This window comes from Eggerthella lenta DSM 2243 (assembly GCF_000024265.1).
GTDB classification, from domain to species: Bacteria; Actinomycetota; Coriobacteriia; order Coriobacteriales; family Eggerthellaceae; genus Eggerthella; species Eggerthella lenta.
On sequence record NC_013204.1, the window covers coordinates 3,531,154 to 3,549,666 of the forward strand.

The following is an 18,513-nucleotide window of genomic DNA, read 5'->3' on the forward strand; positions in this document are numbered from 1 at the left end:
ATCCCGCGTTCCGTGCACAAACCTGGTCGTCGATCCGCAGGCGCGTTCGCACGATCTCGACACGCTCGCGCGGTTGCACGGCGTTCCCCTTCGCCGTCGTGCAGTTCGCGACGCAAGGTTTGCCTCACCCCAGCTCCCGCTGAAACGCCAGGCGCCTTCGCGCTCGCACAACCGCACGACATCCCTTGCAGCTACGCCGTCAACGCGAGCAAGAAACGGTTTTCGAGGGCGCTTCTGCAAATTTTTCGACCTTGTGGCAACGCCTCTTATTCATGAGATGTTCTGACCAGGCTTTTCTCCGCATCTCAAAAGCGCACGCACTACCGTGACAAATCGGCGAACACCTCGACCAGGGAAAACGATTGCCGCGCGTGCCACGAAGTCGAAAAACTTACAAATACGGGTCGTATTTCCGCTTTGGGTACGCAACCGACCGTCGACGCGCGACTACGAGGGAGAAACGCAAGCTCGCACCACGGCGCAACGAGCGCGCAAATTCGTCAGCAACCTCGCGTAGCCCTGCTTCCCAATCGTCCACGCCTTCGCGCAAACCCCGCCTCTCAGCCACCCGCACTCCGGCGTAACCCCTGCTTCCCAATCGTCCGCACCCTCGCAGATCCCGCTTCCCTATCGTCCACGCCCTCGCGCAAGCCCCGCTTCACAATAATGACGATTGCGTAAAGGATGGGGCGCGGGCAGGGGGTTTATGGCAAGATGGAACATTGCATAGTCATATGCAGGGACACACGAAGTAACCTGGTTGCGTTTGGGCACGCGATCGCGCGGAACACGCCAGCGCGGCGTTGCCTCCCGTGCGCGAACCCGGCATCCGCCGAGGTTCGAGCCACGCACCATTAAAGGAGATGCAATGGGCTTTCTTTCGAGATTCGAAGGCAGGATGGAAGACACGTTCGAGGGCGCTGCCGACAAGATGTTCGACGCCCCCATCTCGCCGGTCCAGATAGCGAAAAAGGCCGAGAAGCAGATGCGCCGCGAGAAGATGGTGGGCGCCGGCAAGCAGTACGCGCCCACTTTGTACACCGTGCTGGTGAACCCGGACGACGACCGCCGCCTGATGGGCTACTACCCCACGCTGGCGGGCGAGACGGAAACGTACCTGACCGCGAAAGCTTCCGAGCAAGGCCTCGTGATGGACGGCCAGCCGCTCGTGCGCTTCATCGTGGACGAGGACCTGAAGCACGGCAAATTCGACATCATCGCCGAAGCGGTGGCCGCTCCCATCATCGCGCAGCTGCGCGCCGAGGAAATGCATCGTTACGGCCTGGCCGCCGCTCCCGCGCCCGGCGGGTACGGAGCCCCCGCGCAGCCCTACCCCGCGCCGCGCCCCCAGGCGCCGGCTCCGCAGCAGTACGGCGGATACAACCAGGGCTATGCCGCCCCGGCTCCCGCGCCCGCTCCGTACGGCGGCTATGACCAGCACGATCCCCAGGGCCAGTACGACCCCGCGCCCATGAACGTGGACGCGTACGGCCAGCCCCAGCAGCTCCCCTACGTGCCGGAAGACGAGATCGACCGATCCATCGATTACGGCGAGTACACCTTCGACAGCCGCGACTTCGACGAGCAGCGCGACAGCATCCAGCCTCTCGACCGTCCCGAAGCCGTGGATCCGTTCGCCATCGGCGCAGCCGCAGCCGGTGCGGGAGTCGCCGCCGGCGCCGTTGCCGGAGCGGGTATGGGCGCCGCGACGTCGCAGCCCTACCCCGCCCCGCAGCCGCAACCGCAGGCCCAGCCGCGCATGGCCGCCGAAACCGTCGTGTTCGCCGGCGGGCAGCAAGCGGCGACCCCCATGCCCGCGCAGGCCGCGGTGCGCGCCCGCCTCATCGACACCACGAACAACCGCGCGTACGACCTGGCGTCGGCGCGCCTGCTCATCGGCCGCGAGTCGAAGAACGACATTGCCGTGCACGACGTGAACGCATCGCGCACGCACGCCGAGCTGCGCTTCGAGCCGCAAGGCGTATGGACCATCACCGACCTCGGCTCCACGAACGGCACCCTGGTGAACGGCCGCGAGGTTGCCACCCAGCCGCTCTCCGAAGGCGACCGCATCACTATCGGCATGACGAACTTCATGTTCACCCAAGCCTGAGCGGAAACGGAAGGATAACCCGTGATCGACGTCGTACTTCTTATCGTACGCCTCCTGTTCGTCGCGCTACTGTACCTGTTCCTGTTCGCAATTATGAAAACGGGCATCGGGCTGGTGCGCGGCCAGCGCAAGAAGGAACGCACCTGGAACCTCTCGGTGGAGAAGGGGCCGAAGGAGCTGCGCGGCGTATCCATCGTCGTTCGCGGGCCCGTCATCGTGGGCCGCAGCCCCGGAGCCGACATCGTGGTGGGTGCCGGATACGTGTCCGGCCGCCATGCGCGTTTCCAGCTTATGGGGCAGAACCTGTTCGTTGAGGACCTGGGATCCACGAACGGCACGGGCGTGAACGGCCAGCCCATCACCGAGCCTACCGCCCTTCGGAACAACGACGTCGTGAACGTGGGCGACGTGGCCATTCGCGTGAGGTTCGCCTAATGGCCGCCGATCGTTCGTACAAATCCACTCCGCGCACCCGCAAGGGGGCGCTCACCTCGTTCGGCAGCCGCACCGACATCGGCTGCCTTCGCGATCACAACGAGGACAGCCTCGTGGTCACGCCGCCCCTGTTTGCCGTCGCCGACGGCATGGGCGGCCACGCCGCAGGCGAAGTGGCGTCCGAGATAGCCGTGCGCGTGCTGTCCGAACTTGCCCCCGAACATCCTGACGTGGAAGCGCTCGGCCGCGCCATCGAGGAGGCGAACCGCGCCGTCATCCAAGCAGCGCGCGAAGGGCGCGGCCGCCAAGGCATGGGAACCACCATGACCGCGGCCATGCTGGAAGGCGAGCGACTGGTCATCGCCCAGGTAGGCGACTCGCGCGCGTACCTGCTGCACCAGGGCAAGCTCCAGCAACTCACGCGCGACCACAGCCTGATGGCCGACATGATCGAGGCCGGGCAGCTCACGCCCGAAGAGGCGCGCACGCATCCGCAGCGTTCGGTGATCACGCGCGCGCTCGGCAGCGACGCGCACCTCCACCCCGACATCTACGAGATCAACGTCGAAACCGGCGACCGCCTGCTCATCTGCTCCGACGGCCTGTCGGGCATGATCTTCGACGACCAGATCGAGAACACCCTGCGCCGCGTGCAAGACCCGCAGCGCTGCGCGTCGCAGCTGGTGAACGAGGCTATCGCGGCGGGCGGCCACGACAACGTCACCGTCATCGTGGCCGACGTGACCGGCTACGCCGAAGTGCGCCGTAAGAAGCTTGCGCGCAAGACCAAGCTGTCCATTGCGCTGGTGCTGGTGCTGTTCGCGGCCATCATCGCCGGAGCCGCCTGGGGCACGCAAACCTACCTGAACACCGCCGCTTATCTGGCAAACGACAACGGCAAGGTGGCCGTTTATCGGGGGGTTCCCGGCTCGGTGCTGGGGCTGTCGTTCTCGCATCTGGAGCGCACCACCGACGTGACGGTGGCCGATTTGCAGCCGGGCGTGGCCAACCGGCTGAACGAGGGCATCCGCGTGGACGACATGGAAGCGGCCGATGCTCTCGTGAAGGAGTACGAGGACGAGATCGCCGCACGCTCCAAGAACCAGGCGGAAGGCGGCAACGCCGAAAGCGGCCGAAACGCGGACGCGAAGGATGCGTCGGACGCTAAGAACGGCGGTGCCGCGTGACGCGCCGCAACGTAGAACTCGTCCTGCTGCTGGTGGCGGCGCCCGTGGTGGCGCTGCTGTTCGCCATGATCGCCATCAACCAGGGGCAATCGCTCGACATGACCACCCTCGGCGTACCGGCGGCCATCTTCGTGGCCTTCGTCATCGCGCACCTCGCCGTGCGCAAGTTCGCCGCCAACGCCGACCCGGCCCTGCTGCCCCTCTCGTTCGCGCTGTCCGGAATCGGCATCGCGTTCGTCACCAGCCTGGCGCCCAACCTGGCCGTCGGCCAGGTGATGTGGCTGTTCGTGGGCGTAGCGTGCATGGTGCTGGTGCTGGTGTTCGTACGCAACCTCGACAAGGTGGCGAACTACAAGTACACGCTCATGATCGTGGGCTTCCTGCTGCTGCTGTCGCCGCTGGTTCCGGGCCTCGGCCAGGAGATTTACGGCAGCCGCATCTGGCTGCATATCGGCAGCTACTCCTTCCAACCGGGCGAGATCGCCAAAATCGTCATCGTGCTGTTCCTGGCGGGCTACCTCGCGCAGAACCGCGAGATGCTGTCGGTGTTCACCTGGCGCGTGGGCCCGTTCAGGCTTCCCGACATCCGAACGTTGCTGCCGCTGCTGCTGATGTGGGGCATCGCGCTGGTCATCGTCGTGTTCGAGAAGGATCTGGGCAGCGCGCTCGTGTTCTTCTTCGTGTTCCTGGTCATGCTGTACGTGGCTACGGGAAAGAAGTTCTACCTGGTCATCGGTTTGGGTCTCATCGCCATCGGCGGCATCGGCGCGTTCATGGCCTTCGGCCACGTGCAGGTGCGCGTGAACACCTGGCTCGACCCCTTCGCCGATGCGCAGAACACGGGCTACCAGCTGACGCAGGCCATCTACTCCATCGCGGACGGCGACTTGTTCGGCGTCGGCATCGGGCGCGGCCTGGCGGATCAGATCCCCGTCGTTGAGAGCGACTTCATCTTCGCGGCCATCGCAGAAGAGATCGGCCTTCTGGGCGCGGCCGGCGTGCTGCTGCTGTTCCTGTGCTTCGCCGTGCGCGGCTTCGTGACGGCGGCGCGCGCGAAGAGCGACGTCAGCTCGTTTGTGGCCGTGGGTCTCACGTCCATGATCGTGCTGCAGGCGTTCATCATCGTAGGCGGCGTGACCAGGCTCATCCCGCTGACGGGTCTTACCCTGCCCTTCATCAGCCAGGGCGGCTCGTCGCTTTTGGCCAGCTTCATCATCGTAGGCTTCCTGCTGCGCTGCGGCGACGAGGGCACGGGCGTGGGTCAGGAGATGGCCAGCGCCACCACCTCGCTGCACGCCAACAGCGTACTGGGCCGCGTGTCGCTGGGCAAGCGCCTGAACCACAGCATGCTCTTGTGCTCCGCCCTGTTCGCGCTGCTGGTAGCGAACCTCACGCTCATCATGGTGGTGCAGGCCGACTATTACCAGAACATGCCGGGAAACAACCATACGCTTGCGAAAGAAGCGCGCTCGGAGCGCGGCACCATCGCCACGTACGACGGCGTGGTGTTAGCGCGCAGCGTGAAGGAGGAAGACGGCACCTACGAGCGAGAGTACCCGGCGGGCGACTTGGCCAGCCACGTGGTAGGCTACTCGTCGCCTCAGTTCGGCAACTCCGGCATCGAGAAGGCGTACAACGACACGCTGAAAGGCGAAGAGAACTTCGCATCGTGGACCGACGTGCTGAACTCGTTCGCCGGCATCGGCACCGCGGGAAACGACGTGACGCTCACCCTCAACTCGAAGATCCAGCAAGCCGCGCAGGATGCGCTTGCCGGACGCAAGGGCGCGTGCGTGGTGATGGATCCCGACACAGGCGCCATCCTGGCCATGGCCTCGGCTCCCACATACAACGCGGCCGACTTCGCGGCGGTCATCGAGCAGGCGAACGCGAACCCTGACGACAGCACCCTCGTCGATCGCGCGGCAGGATCGCTGTACGCACCGGGCTCCACGTTCAAGATCGTCACGCTGGCCACCGCGCTCGAGGACGACGTGGCCGGCGAGGACACGGTGTTCTCCTCGCCCGGCACCATGGAGATCGGCAACGCAACCGTCTCTAACTTCAACAAAGCGAACTACGGCAGCCTCACCTTGGCCCAAGCAACCGAGCTTTCGTCGAACACGGTGTTCGGCCAGCTAGGCGTAGAGATGGGCGCTGACAAGCTGGTCGCCGGAGCCGAGAGCTTCGGCTTCAACAAGGAGATCGACTTCCCGCTGTACACGCCCGAATCACTCATGCCCTCGGCCGAGGACCTGCAAAAGAGTCCCTGGGAGCTGGCATGGGCAGCCGCCGGCGAGCCGGTGGGAGACACCACGCGCCCCGGCCGCGAGAGCCCGGCCGGCCCCCAGGCCACCGTGCTCGAGATGGCCATGGTGGGCACAGCCATCGCCAACGACGGCGTCATCATGCAGCCCTACCTCGTCGACAGCGTGAACAACGCCAACGGCGAACGCAGCTTCTCGGCCTCTCCGACGAAACTGATGCAAGCCGTCAGCAAGACCACGGCCGGACGCGTGCGCGACGTGCTGCTGGGCGTCGTGCAGAACGGCACCGGCACCGCGGCCGCCATCCCCGGCATCGACGTAGCCGGCAAAACCGGCACCGCCGAGAAGGAGAACGGCAACGACAGCTGGTTCGTGGGCATGGCGCCGGCCGAGGATCCGCGCGTCGTGGTGGCCATCGTCATCGAGGACGGCGAAGAGGGAGTGGGAACCGCTAAAGCGCAGAATGTATTGAAAACAGCTTTGGAAGTTCAGGGACTTTTGTAGATAAGGTATGCTGATGGCCCGTATACTGTCTGGAAGAAGTATACAGCCCAGCATGTAACCTAAAGGAGCTAAAACGTGACCGGAAACATGATAGGCAGGGTATTCAACAACCGCTACCAGATAACCGAGCGCATCGGCATCGGCGGTATGGCAGAGGTGTACCGGGCGCAGGACAACGTGCTTGGCCGTCTGGTCGCCGTGAAGGTCATGCTGCCCCAATACGCCGCCGACCCGAACTTCACGCAGCGCTTCAAGCAGGAAGCCGCCGCTGCAGCCAACCTCCAGAGCCCCTACATCGTGAACGTGTACGATTGGGGTCAGGACGAGGGCACCTATTACATCGTCATGGAGTTCGTGCGCGGGTCCGACCTTAAAACCGCCATCATCGAGCGCGGCGCCATCAACCAGCGCAAAGTCGCCGAGATCGGCTCGCAGGTATGCCAGGCGCTTTCCGTGGCGCACGGACTGGACATCATCCACCGCGACATCAAGCCGCAGAACATCATGGTGCAGCCCGACGGCAACGTGAAGGTCATGGACTTCGGCATCGCGCGCGCGAAGAATTCCGTCATGACCCAAACCTCCTCGGTGCTGGGCACGGCTCACTACATCTCCCCCGAGCAGGCGCAGGGCAAGGACCTCACCGCCACCAGCGACATCTACTCGCTGGGCATCGTGCTGTACGAGTCGGCCACGGGACGCTTGCCGTTCGACGGACCCGATGCCGTGAGCGTGGCCATGAAGCAGGTCAACGACCTGCCCGTGCCGCCGCGCGAGATCAACCCCGATATCGATCCCGCGCTCGAGGCCATCATCATGAAGGCCATCGCGAAGAACCCGGCCGACCGCTTCGCCACCGCGAAGGACATGCGCCTCGCGCTGAACGACTACCTGGCCGGACGGCCCGTCAACCTGGGCGAAGGCTTCACCAGCGCCGAGACCGTGGTCATGGGCGGCGTGGTGCCCCCCGTCGGCGTGGCCGACGGCACGGCCGTCATGCCCGCGATGGGCGGCGTCAGCCCCGCATCCCCCACCGCGGCGCAGCGCTCCTACAACGCGAACAACACCAGCGGGAAGAAGAACAACAAGAAGACCATCGCCATCGTCATCGGCATCATCGCGGCTCTTGCCGTGGTAGGCGGCATCGCGTTCGCCCTCATGTCGGGCAGCGGGAACGACAAAGACAAGGTCGCCGTTCCCAGCGTGGTAGGCCAGACGGTGGATCAGGCCACAGCCGCCATCGAAGGAGCCGGTTTCGAGCTGGGGAAGGTGGAGGAGTCGTTCGACGACAAGGTCGAATCCGGCAAGGTGATCAGCCAGGATCCGAAGGGCGACAGCAAGCAGGCCAAGGGCACTAAGATCAACCTCACCGTGTCGAAGGGCGTGCAAGAGATCACCGTGCCCGATCTGACGGGCATGACTGCCGATCAAGCGCAGAAAGCGCTCACGGCCAGCGGGCTGAAGTACGCAAAGGGAGCCGCCGAGTACTCCGACACCGTCGAGAAAGACCACGTGGCGCGCCAGGACATCGCAGCAGGCGAGAACGTAGCCAAGGACACCGTGGTCACGTACTACCTGTCGCTAGGCTCCGAAGGCATCGAGGTTCCCAACGTGGTGGGCATGTCGCGCGGAAACGCCGTGACCACGCTGAATAACGCAGGCCTGATCGTGGATACCGACAACTACACCTACGAGGCCAGCGACCAGCCGGAAGGCACGGTGCTCGCCCAAACACCCGCAGCAGGCTCGAAGCTGCAAAAGGACGGCTTGGTGGCGCTAACGCTGAGCAAGGGGCCCGAGAAGAAGACGTTCTCCGTCGCGGTCAACGCGAATGGAGGCGGCAAGATCTCGGCCAGCGCTTCGTCGGTAACCGAGGGCGACAGCGTCACCATCACCATCACGCCCGATAGCGGCTACGAAGTAGCATCGGCCAGCGGCTTGGACGACGTGCCGAAGTCAGGCGGCACCTTCACCATCTCGAATGTGAAGGCGAACGTCAACGTGAACGTGACCTTCCAGGCAGTTACGCCATCCCCCACGCCGGATCCCAAGCCAACCGACGACACCAACAAGAACTAGGAATCTCCGCGATGCGTCTTCGGGCGCATCGCTTTTTTTATGCGTCCTGCAAGGCGTCCTGCAAGCTCGGGGCAAGCCGGACGATTAATGCTACAATATCAAACGCGCCTCCGTAGCTCAGGGGACAGAGCACCGCTCTCCTAAAGCGGGTGCCGCGCGTTCGAATCGCGCCGGGGGCACCATCTGATCGCAAAACGGCGCCTCTCGGGCGCCGTTTCTTCTTGCAAGCCGGAAGCGCGTTCCGCCCTCCTCCTACTGGTACTCGCGCAGAGCCCCTTCCTTCAATACGAGGATCACGCAGGTTCCCTTGCCGAGCTCGCTTTCCACTTCCATATGCGTACCGGGACCGAAGTAGCCGCAGATTCGATCGTGCACGTTCTTCACCGCGATGCCGAGGCCGAGCGACGATTCGGGATGAAGAATGTTGCAGCGCGCCTCTTCGGTCATACCCACGCCGTTGTCGCACACGCGCACAATCACGTCGTTGCCCGTGACCTCGCCCGTCACCTCGATAGTCAACTTCCCCTCGCTCGGCATGGCGTGGCGTACAGCGTTCTCCACGAGCGGTTGCAGCAAAAAAGGCGGCACCAGCATGTCTTCCACACGAGGATCGATGCGCATCTCCATCTCCACGCGGTCGGCACCGAAACGCGCCACTTCGAACGTGAAGTACCGCTTCGTTTGCTCCATCTCACGCGCGAACACGATCAGATCGGCGGAGTCTTCAAGCGTTCGGCGATAGAACACGGCGAATTCGCGCAGCAGCTTGCGCGCCGTTTCGGGGTCGGTGCGAATGAGTGAGGCGATGGTGTTGATGGTATTGAACAAGAAGTGCGGGTTGATCTGGCTTTGGAGCATCTTCAGCTCCATGCGCGTGGCCAACTGCGTCTGCTCTTCCAGCGCCGATGCCGCCATCTGCGTGGACAGCAGTTTGCCGAACCCTTCGGCGATGGACTTCTGCGTCTCGCTGATATGCTTCGCTCGGCGATAGTAGAACTTGAGCGTGCCCTCGACGTTGCGGCCTATGGCAAGCGGCACGATGATGGCTGCCTTGATATTCGACGACTCGCTGGGGAAGCCGATATCTTCGGGCGTGAACAGGATGCGCAGCTTGCCGTCGGCGAGCGTGGCATGGGTCGCGTGGGTGCGGATGATGCTGCCCGGCAGGTTCTGAGCTTCCTCGAAGCCTGCGTATCCCAAAATCTGCTTTTTGTCGGTGATAGCCACGGCGATAGCCGCGGTGGACGGCAGCAGCAACCCGCAGATCTTCTGCGCGGCCTTGTAATCCATGCCGTCGTTCATGCAGGTCAGCGTTTGGCTAGCCAGCTTCAACATGGAGTCAGACTGACGAGCGCGCACCGAATCGGGATCCATGATGAGACGGATGACCACCACTATGGACAGCGTGAACACCACGCCTGCGCATACCATGATTGCCACGTTGCGGTACGGCACCGCGATGGACCACAGCAACACAAGACCCGAAAGCGCCGTCACCGTGAACATGAACATCTCGAGCGTGAAGAAGCGCGGCAGCGCCGATTTCGACTCCCCGGTCTCTTCCTGCATGATACCTCCCCGCGTTGCTCAACCCCGCCCAAGCAGCGCGCTTGAGCCCATCAGCCCAGTATACCGAATTCGTTGAGAACAAGTATGACGGCGGCCACAATCAGGAAGAAGCCGAAGACGAAGCGCAATGCGAGCTCGGGAACCACCCGCACAAGACGCGCGCCGATGACCGCGCCGGGAATAGAGCCCACGGCGATGGCAATGCCCGCCGCGTAATTGATGTTTCCCAGCAAAGCCTGCTCGACGACGCCGGGAATGGCGAGGATCATCACGGCGATCAGCGACGTGCCGGACGCCTGGCGCATCTCGATGCCGATAAGAGACAGCATGAGGGGCACCATGATGAACCCGCCGCCCACGCCGACGTAGCCGGATGCCACGCCCGCGCCCAGGCCGATCCCTGCGCCGATGAGCAGCTGCTTGCGCGTGAGTTTGCGCGGCACAGGGTCGACGGCAGCGCCAGCCTGTGCGCTCACCTTCGTCGGATCGTCAATCGCGTCGTCGTTCGCCGCAGCGTCGCCTACACGCTCGATGGCGGCTTCGTCCGGCTCGATCGTGCTGCTCGACGCTGCATGCTGTTGCGTGCGGTTCTGCGAGCGCATCTTGAAGGCCTTGCCCAGCATTTTCACCGCCGACCAGCCGATGATGAGCGCCGCAGCCACCATAATCATCCAGGCGGGCGAAATCTGCGCAAGCCACACGCCCAAAGGCGAGGTGAGCGCTCCGCCGAGGCCTGCCGCCACGCCAAGCGACACGATGCACGTTTTATGGCGTATATGGGATGCCGCGCCCGATATGGACGTGGGAATAATGGCGAACAGCGACGTGGCCGTGGAAACGACGGGGCTCATGCCGAACGCCAAACGGAAGATGGGAACCATGACCGTGCCGCCTCCGATGCCCAGCAATCCGGACAAAATTCCGATAGCCACGCCGGCAATAGCCGGCAGCACGAACATAGCGAGCACATCCATAGTTTGACGCCCGATCCTTTCCCGATCTCTCAACACGCGAGCCGCTCAACTGCACGCCATCGTACAGCTTAGACTGCGCCCCGTGGAGGCTCCGTCATGCAAACGTTGCCGAGCGTGCTTATTTATTCCGCGACGTTCAGGCGAATCTCGCTCGTCACACCCGGATCGATGCCGGCCGCCGCGATGGCCGCCTGCGCCGAAGCAAGTCGATCGGCTCCGTTGCCGGCGCTGGCCTGGCGCTGCGCGGCCGACTGCATAAGCGCCGTACGCAGGATCTGATCGTTCTCCATGCGCGCCATCAGCTCCGGCCACACGAACTGGAACTCGAAGTACTTCGAGCAGTTGCGCTGGGCATACGTCGTCGCTTCGCCGGTGGCCGCCTTCGCCGCTTTCCGGTACGCCTTCTTGTCGGGGCGCGCCAAGCTCCTCAGAAAGGCGGTCAAACGAATGCGCTTCGTGATGCCTGGCTCAAGGAACGGGCCCGGATACGGCTCCAGCGAAGACGGCTTCACCTGCAAAAGGTCGATCTGCGTGCGGCTGTACTCCATCTTCCGGTATTCGTAGAGCCATCGGAAGATATCCTGACGGAAGCGCGTGCCCTCGCTCTCGGTTTCGGGAGGAAGGTGGCGCAGGCTCCACTGATTGTCGAACCAGATGTCCGAACCGTACATACGCAGGTCAAGCATGTAATCGAGATCTTCGCCGCGCGCGATCCAAGGATCGAACGACAGACGCTTGAACGCCTCTTTATGCAAAGCAAGGCAGCCGCCGCACGTATGGTTCGATCGGGAAAGACGAGGGCCGCGCATGGCCTTCGAGATCCATTTGTTGAAGGCCTTTCCCTGCTGCCAGAAATGGTTGTACCACTTGTCCTGGCTCTTCGACAGGTAGGAGCCTTCGGAATTGAAGTAGAAGCCGGTCTTGGCCAGGATGGGAATGCCCTTCTTCGTGAGCTTGCCCAGGCCGTACATGGCCTTCTGCAGGAAGTCGGCGTCATCCACCACTTCGTCGTCGTCGAGGAACACCACCGAGTCGAAGCCCAGCACGTCGGCCATCACCAGACCCAGGTTGCGCACCGCACCGTAGCCGGACAGGCCGATCTCCTTCTGCAGCTTGCCCAAACCCAGCTGCTCCATGCGCTGCTGGATAAGTGCCAGCTCGGGAGCGCCGATGACCACGGTGTTCAGCGAGGGAAAGCGCGAGACAACGCTTTGAACCTTCTCGGCCGCCTGGTTCTCGATCGACGGCTCGCTGACCACGAGCACGATGATCTGGCCGGCGCCGCGCACCTTCTGCAACGACGCAAGCAAACGCGGGAGCTCGCCGGGTTGCGAGATGGGAGTCGCGTGATCATAGGTCGTGAGCACGCTGCCGCCTTCTTTGCGGCGACGCGCGGACACGAAAGTGGGGATCACAATAACGGGGTTCATGCACGTCCTTCACTCGGGTACAACTGCGAGGGCTCGGCCCAACCCCATATTGTAGCGATATACGCCCCGCAGCCTTGTCAATTCATCGAATCAGTGAAGGCGAGCTATTTGGTCATATATTAAAAGAAAGCAGGCGCGGCTCACGCGTTCCGCGCCTGCTTTCCCGCTAGCGGGCTACTGCCTTCTTCACCACGTCGAAGCGCTTGAGCGCGGAGAGCAGCGGAAGCCCCAACACGTAGATGACCAGGGCTTCGCCGAGACCGGTGGCCACCACGCCGAACAGGTACATGGGCAGGTACAGCCCGTCGAGCGCGATAGACGTGAACGGGATGGTGTAGTAGCCCAGGCCTTGCAGCAGAAGGGGTAGATACGCAGGCACGATGAGCGCGTTCGCGATCACGGGGCCCAGCAGCGCCAGCTTCGGACGCTCGCGCATTTTCCAACACCACAGCGCGCCAAGGAACGTGGCCAGGCTGCCGAACACCACGTCCAGCATGCCCAGCGCCCCCGTTCCGTTGATGGCGAGCGCCATAAGGTTCGCGATGATGCACCCGACAGTGAGGCCGGGCACGGCCGCCGGCGTAAGCACTGCCAGCACGCACACCGCCTCGGAGATGCGGAACTGCACCGGCCCCCAAGCCAGTCCTTGCAGCGCCAAAAGCGTGATGAGGGTGGCAGCCGCGTACACGGCCGCGATCATGCCCGCTTGGGCGACGTACGTCGTCTTCTTGTTCATGGATATGCTCCTGTTCTCCGCGCGGCGCGGTGCCGCGGGCTTTGGGCAGCTAGTAATCCGCGAGTGCAGGGCCCAACGATGCAAACGCGGAGCCGTCGACGGATGCGAGCGTGAGTTTCGCAACCGGCAAAGGCCGAAAGGAAGTATAGCAGAGGCGCGGCCGAGGGCGCACGGTAAAAGCACGAGGGGCGCCGCATGTCGCAAGCATCGAACACGGGGACGAACCGCCCTGCTTGCTATGCACGCCATGAAGCGCTTTTTGCACAAAAACCCGCGACGTTCGATAACAAGAAGGCCCGAAAGCGCGCCCAAGGGTGCAGCTTTCAGGCCTTCGATTATGCACGATGCTCTGACCTGGCGCTTCACATTATCGCGCAGAAGCCTATCGCAAGCGAACGGTCAGCGAAATCACACATCGGCACTTTTTGTGCGTAGAAGCGCGCGGAGCGTGCATCACGCTGGATTCTGCACGGCATCGCCTACGCGCCCGGACTCCTCCTTGCGGCGGTCGATCGCGGCGCGGCGGATGCGAAGGACGGCGTAGCCCACGAACACCACCGAGTACACGACGACGGCCATCTGCGCAGGAGCGCCGCCGCGCAGGGCGGAGGGCACCAGCATGAGCAGCAGATGCACGTACACGAGGCCCCAGAAGGGATACGCCAGCAGCTGCACGCGCTTCCACGTCTCCTTCTTCATGCGCTTCTTCACCACGTTGAACGACGTCACCCCCAGCACGACCAGCAGCGCGAACAGCGCCAACGCAAGCGCAAGCGCCACGGCGACATTGGTTTGCGGCAGCCCCGTCGAGAGGTTGGCCGCGTACGAGGAGAGGTAGATGGCCATGTGGCCCAGCGACAGCAGCCACGCCATGATGGACAGCTCGGCGCGGATGGGACGCAGGTACGTCGCCACGCGCGAGTCGCGCGCGAACACCCCGATGTACATCACGACGGCGAACAGCGCGGTAGCCAGCGTGCACTTGTGCAACAGCAGGAACAGCGCGTCGTACAGCATCGGCGGTAGTCCCGCGAACGAGCCGACCACGAACAGCACGTCAAGCGTGGCAGCCAGGGCGTAGAACGCCAACGGACACGACTTGATGGGCCGCTTGCATGCGAACGCGAATGCCACAGCGCCCGCAAGAACCAAGATGAGCGTCATGAGTGCACCTCCATCACCGTCAACGCCAGCGCCGCGAACGCGCAATAGGGCTTCTCGGCCGCAAGCTCCTGCGTGCGCTGCATGAACGCAGGGAGCCACGCTTGCGCATGCTCGCGCTCAAACGTCTGAATGCGCTCGGTCCAAGCAGCGACAGCTTCGGCATCGTCGCAGTTCAGAGCATCGGCGAGCTTCGCGTACAGATACGACAGGAATTCGAACTCCTCGAACACGCTATCGCACGGCTCTTTGCGCGCATTCTTCGCCACCACGCCCGCCTCGCGCATCAAGCGCTCTACATCCAGCGTCACCGGCGTGCGGAACAGCGCGGGAACGCCTTTCATCCCCCGCTCCACGTGCAGAAACGCGCTTTCGTACGGGAAGATGGGGGTGTGGCCGCCGGGTGCCAGGTACAGGCGCGAGTACACGATGCGCATATCGGCCAACAGATCGGCCGCCGACGCATCGCGCCAAGCAGCAAGCGCTTCAGCCGTCGAATCCGCCGCCGCCGGGTCGGCGCCCGCATCGAGCAGGCATGCCCGGGCATCGTCGGCGAACGACCCGTCGACCAGCCCTTGCGCCAGGCGCTCATCGGGATACGCGAACGCGCACGACAACAACTCGAACGCATCGGCCTTCCCCACCGCCCGCTTCACCGCTTCTTCTCGCCCCATAAGTCCCCCTTGTTCCGACATCTTCGCCCCAAAAACACGCCACAGCGCGTGAGGCGTGTTTTTGGAGCGAAGATGCCCCGTGCGCCGGAGCCTAAAGGGGGCGATCCCCTTTAGGCCGTCAGCGCCTTATTTACTGCAAGTAGTATACGCTCGGTTTCGTGCCGGCTTCCTCGTTGAGGAACATCGTCTCGCGTCCCTCGATGGCCTTCGACACGTCCGACTCGGGATCGTCTAGGTCGCCCCAGTAGCGCGCGCGGCCCGGGCACAGCTGCATGCAGGCGGGCACGTCGCCGCGGTCGATGAGGTTCTTGCAGAACGTGCACTTCTCCACCGTGCCACCCTTATGCGGCGGGGCATCGTACTCGCCCACCACGACGTCGAGGTAGTACTCGGGGCTCTTGATCAGCGTGCGCACGCCCTCGTACGGGCACGCCTTGATGCACGACTCACACCCGATGCACAGCTCGCTGTCCACCGAAACGATGCCCGTCTCCTCGTCCTTGGCGGTAGCGCCCGTCGGACACACATCGAGGCACGCAGGCTTCTCGCAATGCTGGCACTGCATCGGAAGGAAGTTCAACGTGCAATTGGGGAACGTGCCACCCGCGTTGTCGTTTGCGAGAGCCCCGCGCACCACTGCCGTCCCCAGCGTGTTCCAGTCATCGTCCGCCTTGGTGTACACCACATTGTACGAGAGGTCTTTCGGAAGGTTATTCGCAAACTTGCAAGCAGTCGCACAAGCTTGGCAGCCAATGCAGCGACGAAGATCAATAGCCATTCCGTATCGAGTCATATTCCCAACCTCCTAGAGCTTTTCGATGGCCACGGCGCAGTCGAAGTACGACTGGTTCCTGCAAGCCTGGTTGTAATCATTGAACGTGGTACGTGCGAGATCGCCATCTATATGCTCACGCGTCAGGAAGCTGCGAGGGCAATGGAGCGACTTGCGCTGCTGCCCCGCGTTGAGCACGGCGAGCAAGGTGACGGATCCGCGATCGTTGTAAAGGCGAATCTCATCGCCCTCTTCAATGCCAAGCTCGGCGGCATCTTCGGGATTGATGCGGCACACCGGCTGCGCTTCAAACTCTTTCATATAATCCACGTCGTACCATTGCGTGTGCGTGCGCGTGCGCATATGCTCGCAGCAAATGGTGAAGGGGAACTGCTCGCGTATGGGATTGCCGAGATCTGCCTCGCGCGCCGGCTCCCAGTAGCAGGAGAACTTCTCCTTCTCAAGATCAACCTCTTGACCCATGTTGTAATCAGGCTTAGGAGCTTCACGATAGAACATGGCCCGCTTCGATGCCGTCTTGAAGATACCGCCTTCGAAAGCGACAGCCGGCTCGGTGTCGCAGCGCAGGTAGTTCTTCTCGCGCACCTTGTCGATGGTGATTCCGTTCTCCTTGCCGAAGGGCGTTGAGAGGCAGGTGTTCAGGTATTCGTCAGCAGTGAACTGGAAGAAGTCGCCATAGCCCATGCCCTCGGCCAACAGCTTGTAAATCTCGAAGTCGGGCTTGCTCTCGTACAAAGGCTCGATGGCTTTCTGGTTCCACAGCAGATAGGGGTTGCCGTAATAGCGCACACGCAGGTCCTCGGTTTCGAACCAATGGCACGCAGGCAGCAGGATGTCAGCGTATAGAGAAGTGTCGTTCATGGTCATGTCTTGGATAACGATGAACTCGAGCGCCTTCATAAGCTCGATGGTCTCGTTCTGCTCCGTCTGGTTTGAGACGATGTTGGTGCACGAAGCGTAGAAAGCCTTGACGGGGAACGGCTCGCCAAGCTTTTGACCGCTCGATACGACATTGAAGAAGTCGCTCCAGTTGATTATGGCACCCACTCCTTGAGGTACCTCGCCTGTCGTGCTCGGCAGCTGGAGGCAGGCTTGCACGTTGCCTTCTCCGAAATTCGGCTCACCCGTGTACAGGCCCGAACCCGGCTTGCCCATCTGGCCGGCGACCAGAAGGAGCGTGTTAACGCACTTCGAGCTGTAGATGCCGTTGTTGTAATGATTGAGGCCGAATTTCATATCCGTCTGCACGTTGCCTTCTTGCGTGTACAGATGAGCGAGATGTTTGATGTCGTCAGCGCTCACGCCGGTCACTTCCGAGGTATGTTCCAAAGTCCACGGCGCGACGGCTTCTCGGATCATCTCCATCTCCGTTTTCACGGCATGCCCGGCAATCTCGGGAACGTCGCCCATAGCAGGCTTCTTGGCTTCGCTGTGAGCAACGGCCTCGCCGGCTTCTTCGTCCCACACAACGCACGGATCGACCTTCTCTTCTTGGCCTTGCGCGTTGGTGGTCGTAGTAGGTTCTACCCCCAAATCGCTCATGCGCAGGAACATGCCGTCTTCTTTGATGAGGAACGGCGCTTCGGTATGATCTCGCAGGAAGTCCGTCGCTTCCCAGCTCTGTTCGAGAATCTCGCGCACGACTCCCAGAGCAAGCGCGCCGTCGGTCGCAGGATGAACGGGAACGAACCAGTCGGCTTTCGAAGCCATGGTGCGGTAGGCGATGTCGATGACTACGAGCTCGGAGCCGGCATCGCGGGCCTCGAGATAAAAATGCGTGCGCTGCTTGTCCGACACCGCAGTGTCACCACCCCAGATCACATGATGGTCAGCGTTGGGAACGTCCGAAGCACGGTTTCCGGCCGAGCCGGGGCCGAACATGTAGGTCCAAGACATGGGCGTGGCGATATCGCGGTCCGGCAGAACACGGCTCGCCCCCATGACATTGAGCAGACGCGCCATGACGGAGCCTTCCGGGGCTCCTCCGCCAAGTTCGGCGGTGTTGCCACTACCCAGGAAGAACGCAATGGACGTGGGACCAAACTCGTCAATGTACTGCTTCCACTTATCGGTGATTTCGGAGATGGCCTCGTCCCAGGTGATACGCTCGAACTCTCCCGCGCCACGTTCGCCGACGCGACGCATGGGATATTGCAGACGCTCAGAGCTGTATACGCGCGCAGGCTGCGAGAGCCCCTTGGGGCAGATGCGGTCGAATTCCGGGCCGTCCTCGAAATGGCCCGCCGTGGTGCGGACGACCTGCCCGTCGCGAACATGGACATCCAGATAGCAGCCCTGGCCGCATTGGGAGCGGCAGGCACCGGAGAAGATTTGCGTCTCGGGGGCTCCCTTTTGCGGTTCGGCTTTTTCCAGGTTCTGGGTTTGGGGGCTGCAGCCTACCAGCGCGCCTGTCGCCGTCAGCGCCGCCGCACCCTTGATGAAGCTCCTGCGGGTGAACCCATGCGTTGCTTGTTCAGCCATGTGTGCTCCTCTCTTTTTCACTCCTCGGCCGCAAGGCCTTCCGATGCTCGCCCTTCGCAGATAGCGGGGAGGGGATCGCGTTCTGCGAAGGGCGGGGTGAAAAGCCTCGT

Annotated in this window: 13 protein-coding genes and 1 tRNA gene; 6 read left to right on the forward strand and 8 right to left on the reverse strand. The window is 62.9% G+C overall.

Features of this window, described 5'->3' with window-relative positions; genetic code table 11:
* Positions 1-868: 868 nt before the first annotated feature.
* From ELEN_RS15220 to ELEN_RS15245, 6 genes are all read left to right on the forward strand, one after another.
* Positions 869-2,113, forward strand: a complete 1,245-nt coding sequence (locus tag ELEN_RS15220; protein WP_009608449.1) for an FhaA domain-containing protein — start codon at positions 869-871, stop codon at positions 2,111-2,113.
* A gap of 21 nt (positions 2,114-2,134) precedes the next feature.
* On the forward strand, positions 2,135-2,548 hold the full coding sequence (locus ELEN_RS15225; protein ID WP_009305393.1) for an FHA domain-containing protein: 414 nt from the start codon (positions 2,135-2,137) through the stop codon (positions 2,546-2,548).
* Entirely contained in the window at positions 2,548-3,735 is a 1,188-nt protein-coding gene (locus ELEN_RS15230; protein WP_015761513.1) for a Stp1/IreP family PP2C-type Ser/Thr phosphatase, read from the forward strand. The genes ELEN_RS15225 and ELEN_RS15230 overlap by 1 nt, the downstream gene beginning before the upstream one ends.
* Complete coding sequence (locus tag ELEN_RS15235) at positions 3,732-6,506, forward strand: FtsW/RodA/SpoVE family cell cycle protein (protein ID WP_015761514.1); 2,775 nt, start codon at positions 3,732-3,734, stop codon at positions 6,504-6,506. Before ELEN_RS15230 ends, ELEN_RS15235 begins: the two co-directional genes overlap by 4 nt.
* An 87-nt stretch (positions 6,507-6,593) precedes the next feature.
* On the forward strand, positions 6,594-8,585 hold the full coding sequence (pknB, locus tag ELEN_RS15240; protein WP_009305396.1) for a Stk1 family PASTA domain-containing Ser/Thr kinase: 1,992 nt from the start codon (positions 6,594-6,596) through the stop codon (positions 8,583-8,585).
* Between the two features lie 106 nt (positions 8,586-8,691).
* Positions 8,692-8,767 (forward strand) — tRNA-Arg (locus tag ELEN_RS15245).
* 70 nt (positions 8,768-8,837) lie between these two features.
* Here ELEN_RS15245 and ELEN_RS15250 read toward each other — a convergent pair.
* From ELEN_RS15250 to ELEN_RS15285, 8 genes are all read right to left on the reverse strand, one after another.
* The gene (locus ELEN_RS15250) at positions 8,838-10,154 is read right to left on the reverse strand and encodes a histidine kinase (RefSeq protein WP_015761516.1); all 1,317 of its coding nucleotides are present in this window, start codon (positions 10,152-10,154) and stop codon (positions 8,838-8,840) included.
* 50 nt (positions 10,155-10,204) lie between these two features.
* Positions 10,205-11,128 carry a sulfite exporter TauE/SafE family protein gene (locus tag ELEN_RS15255; protein ID WP_009305398.1) on the reverse strand — a complete coding sequence of 308 codons (924 nt, stop codon included), beginning with the start codon at positions 11,126-11,128 and terminating at the stop codon, positions 10,205-10,207.
* Between the two features lie 122 nt (positions 11,129-11,250).
* On the reverse strand, positions 11,251-12,558 hold the full coding sequence (locus ELEN_RS15260) for a glycosyltransferase family 2 protein (RefSeq protein ID WP_009305399.1): 1,308 nt from the start codon (positions 12,556-12,558) through the stop codon (positions 11,251-11,253).
* Positions 12,559-12,724: 166 nt separating this feature from the next.
* A complete protein-coding gene (locus ELEN_RS15265) occupies positions 12,725-13,294 on the reverse strand; it encodes a QueT transporter family protein (RefSeq protein WP_009305400.1) in 570 nt (189 codons plus the stop codon).
* A 453-nt stretch (positions 13,295-13,747) separates the two neighbouring features.
* The gene (locus ELEN_RS15270; protein WP_015761518.1) at positions 13,748-14,458 is read right to left on the reverse strand and encodes a ferric reductase-like transmembrane domain-containing protein; all 711 of its coding nucleotides are present in this window, start codon (positions 14,456-14,458) and stop codon (positions 13,748-13,750) included.
* Positions 14,455-15,129 carry a TorD/DmsD family molecular chaperone gene (locus ELEN_RS15275; RefSeq protein ID WP_009305402.1) on the reverse strand — a complete coding sequence of 225 codons (675 nt, stop codon included), beginning with the start codon at positions 15,127-15,129 and terminating at the stop codon, positions 14,455-14,457. The genes ELEN_RS15270 and ELEN_RS15275 overlap by 4 nt, the downstream gene beginning before the upstream one ends.
* 130 nt (positions 15,130-15,259) lie before the next feature.
* The gene (locus ELEN_RS15280) at positions 15,260-15,922 is read right to left on the reverse strand and encodes a 4Fe-4S dicluster domain-containing protein (RefSeq protein WP_009608419.1); all 663 of its coding nucleotides are present in this window, start codon (positions 15,920-15,922) and stop codon (positions 15,260-15,262) included.
* A gap of 12 nt (positions 15,923-15,934) precedes the next feature.
* A complete protein-coding gene (locus tag ELEN_RS15285; protein ID WP_009305404.1) occupies positions 15,935-18,403 on the reverse strand; it encodes a molybdopterin-containing oxidoreductase family protein in 2,469 nt (822 codons plus the stop codon).
* Positions 18,404-18,513: the final 110 nt, after the last annotated feature.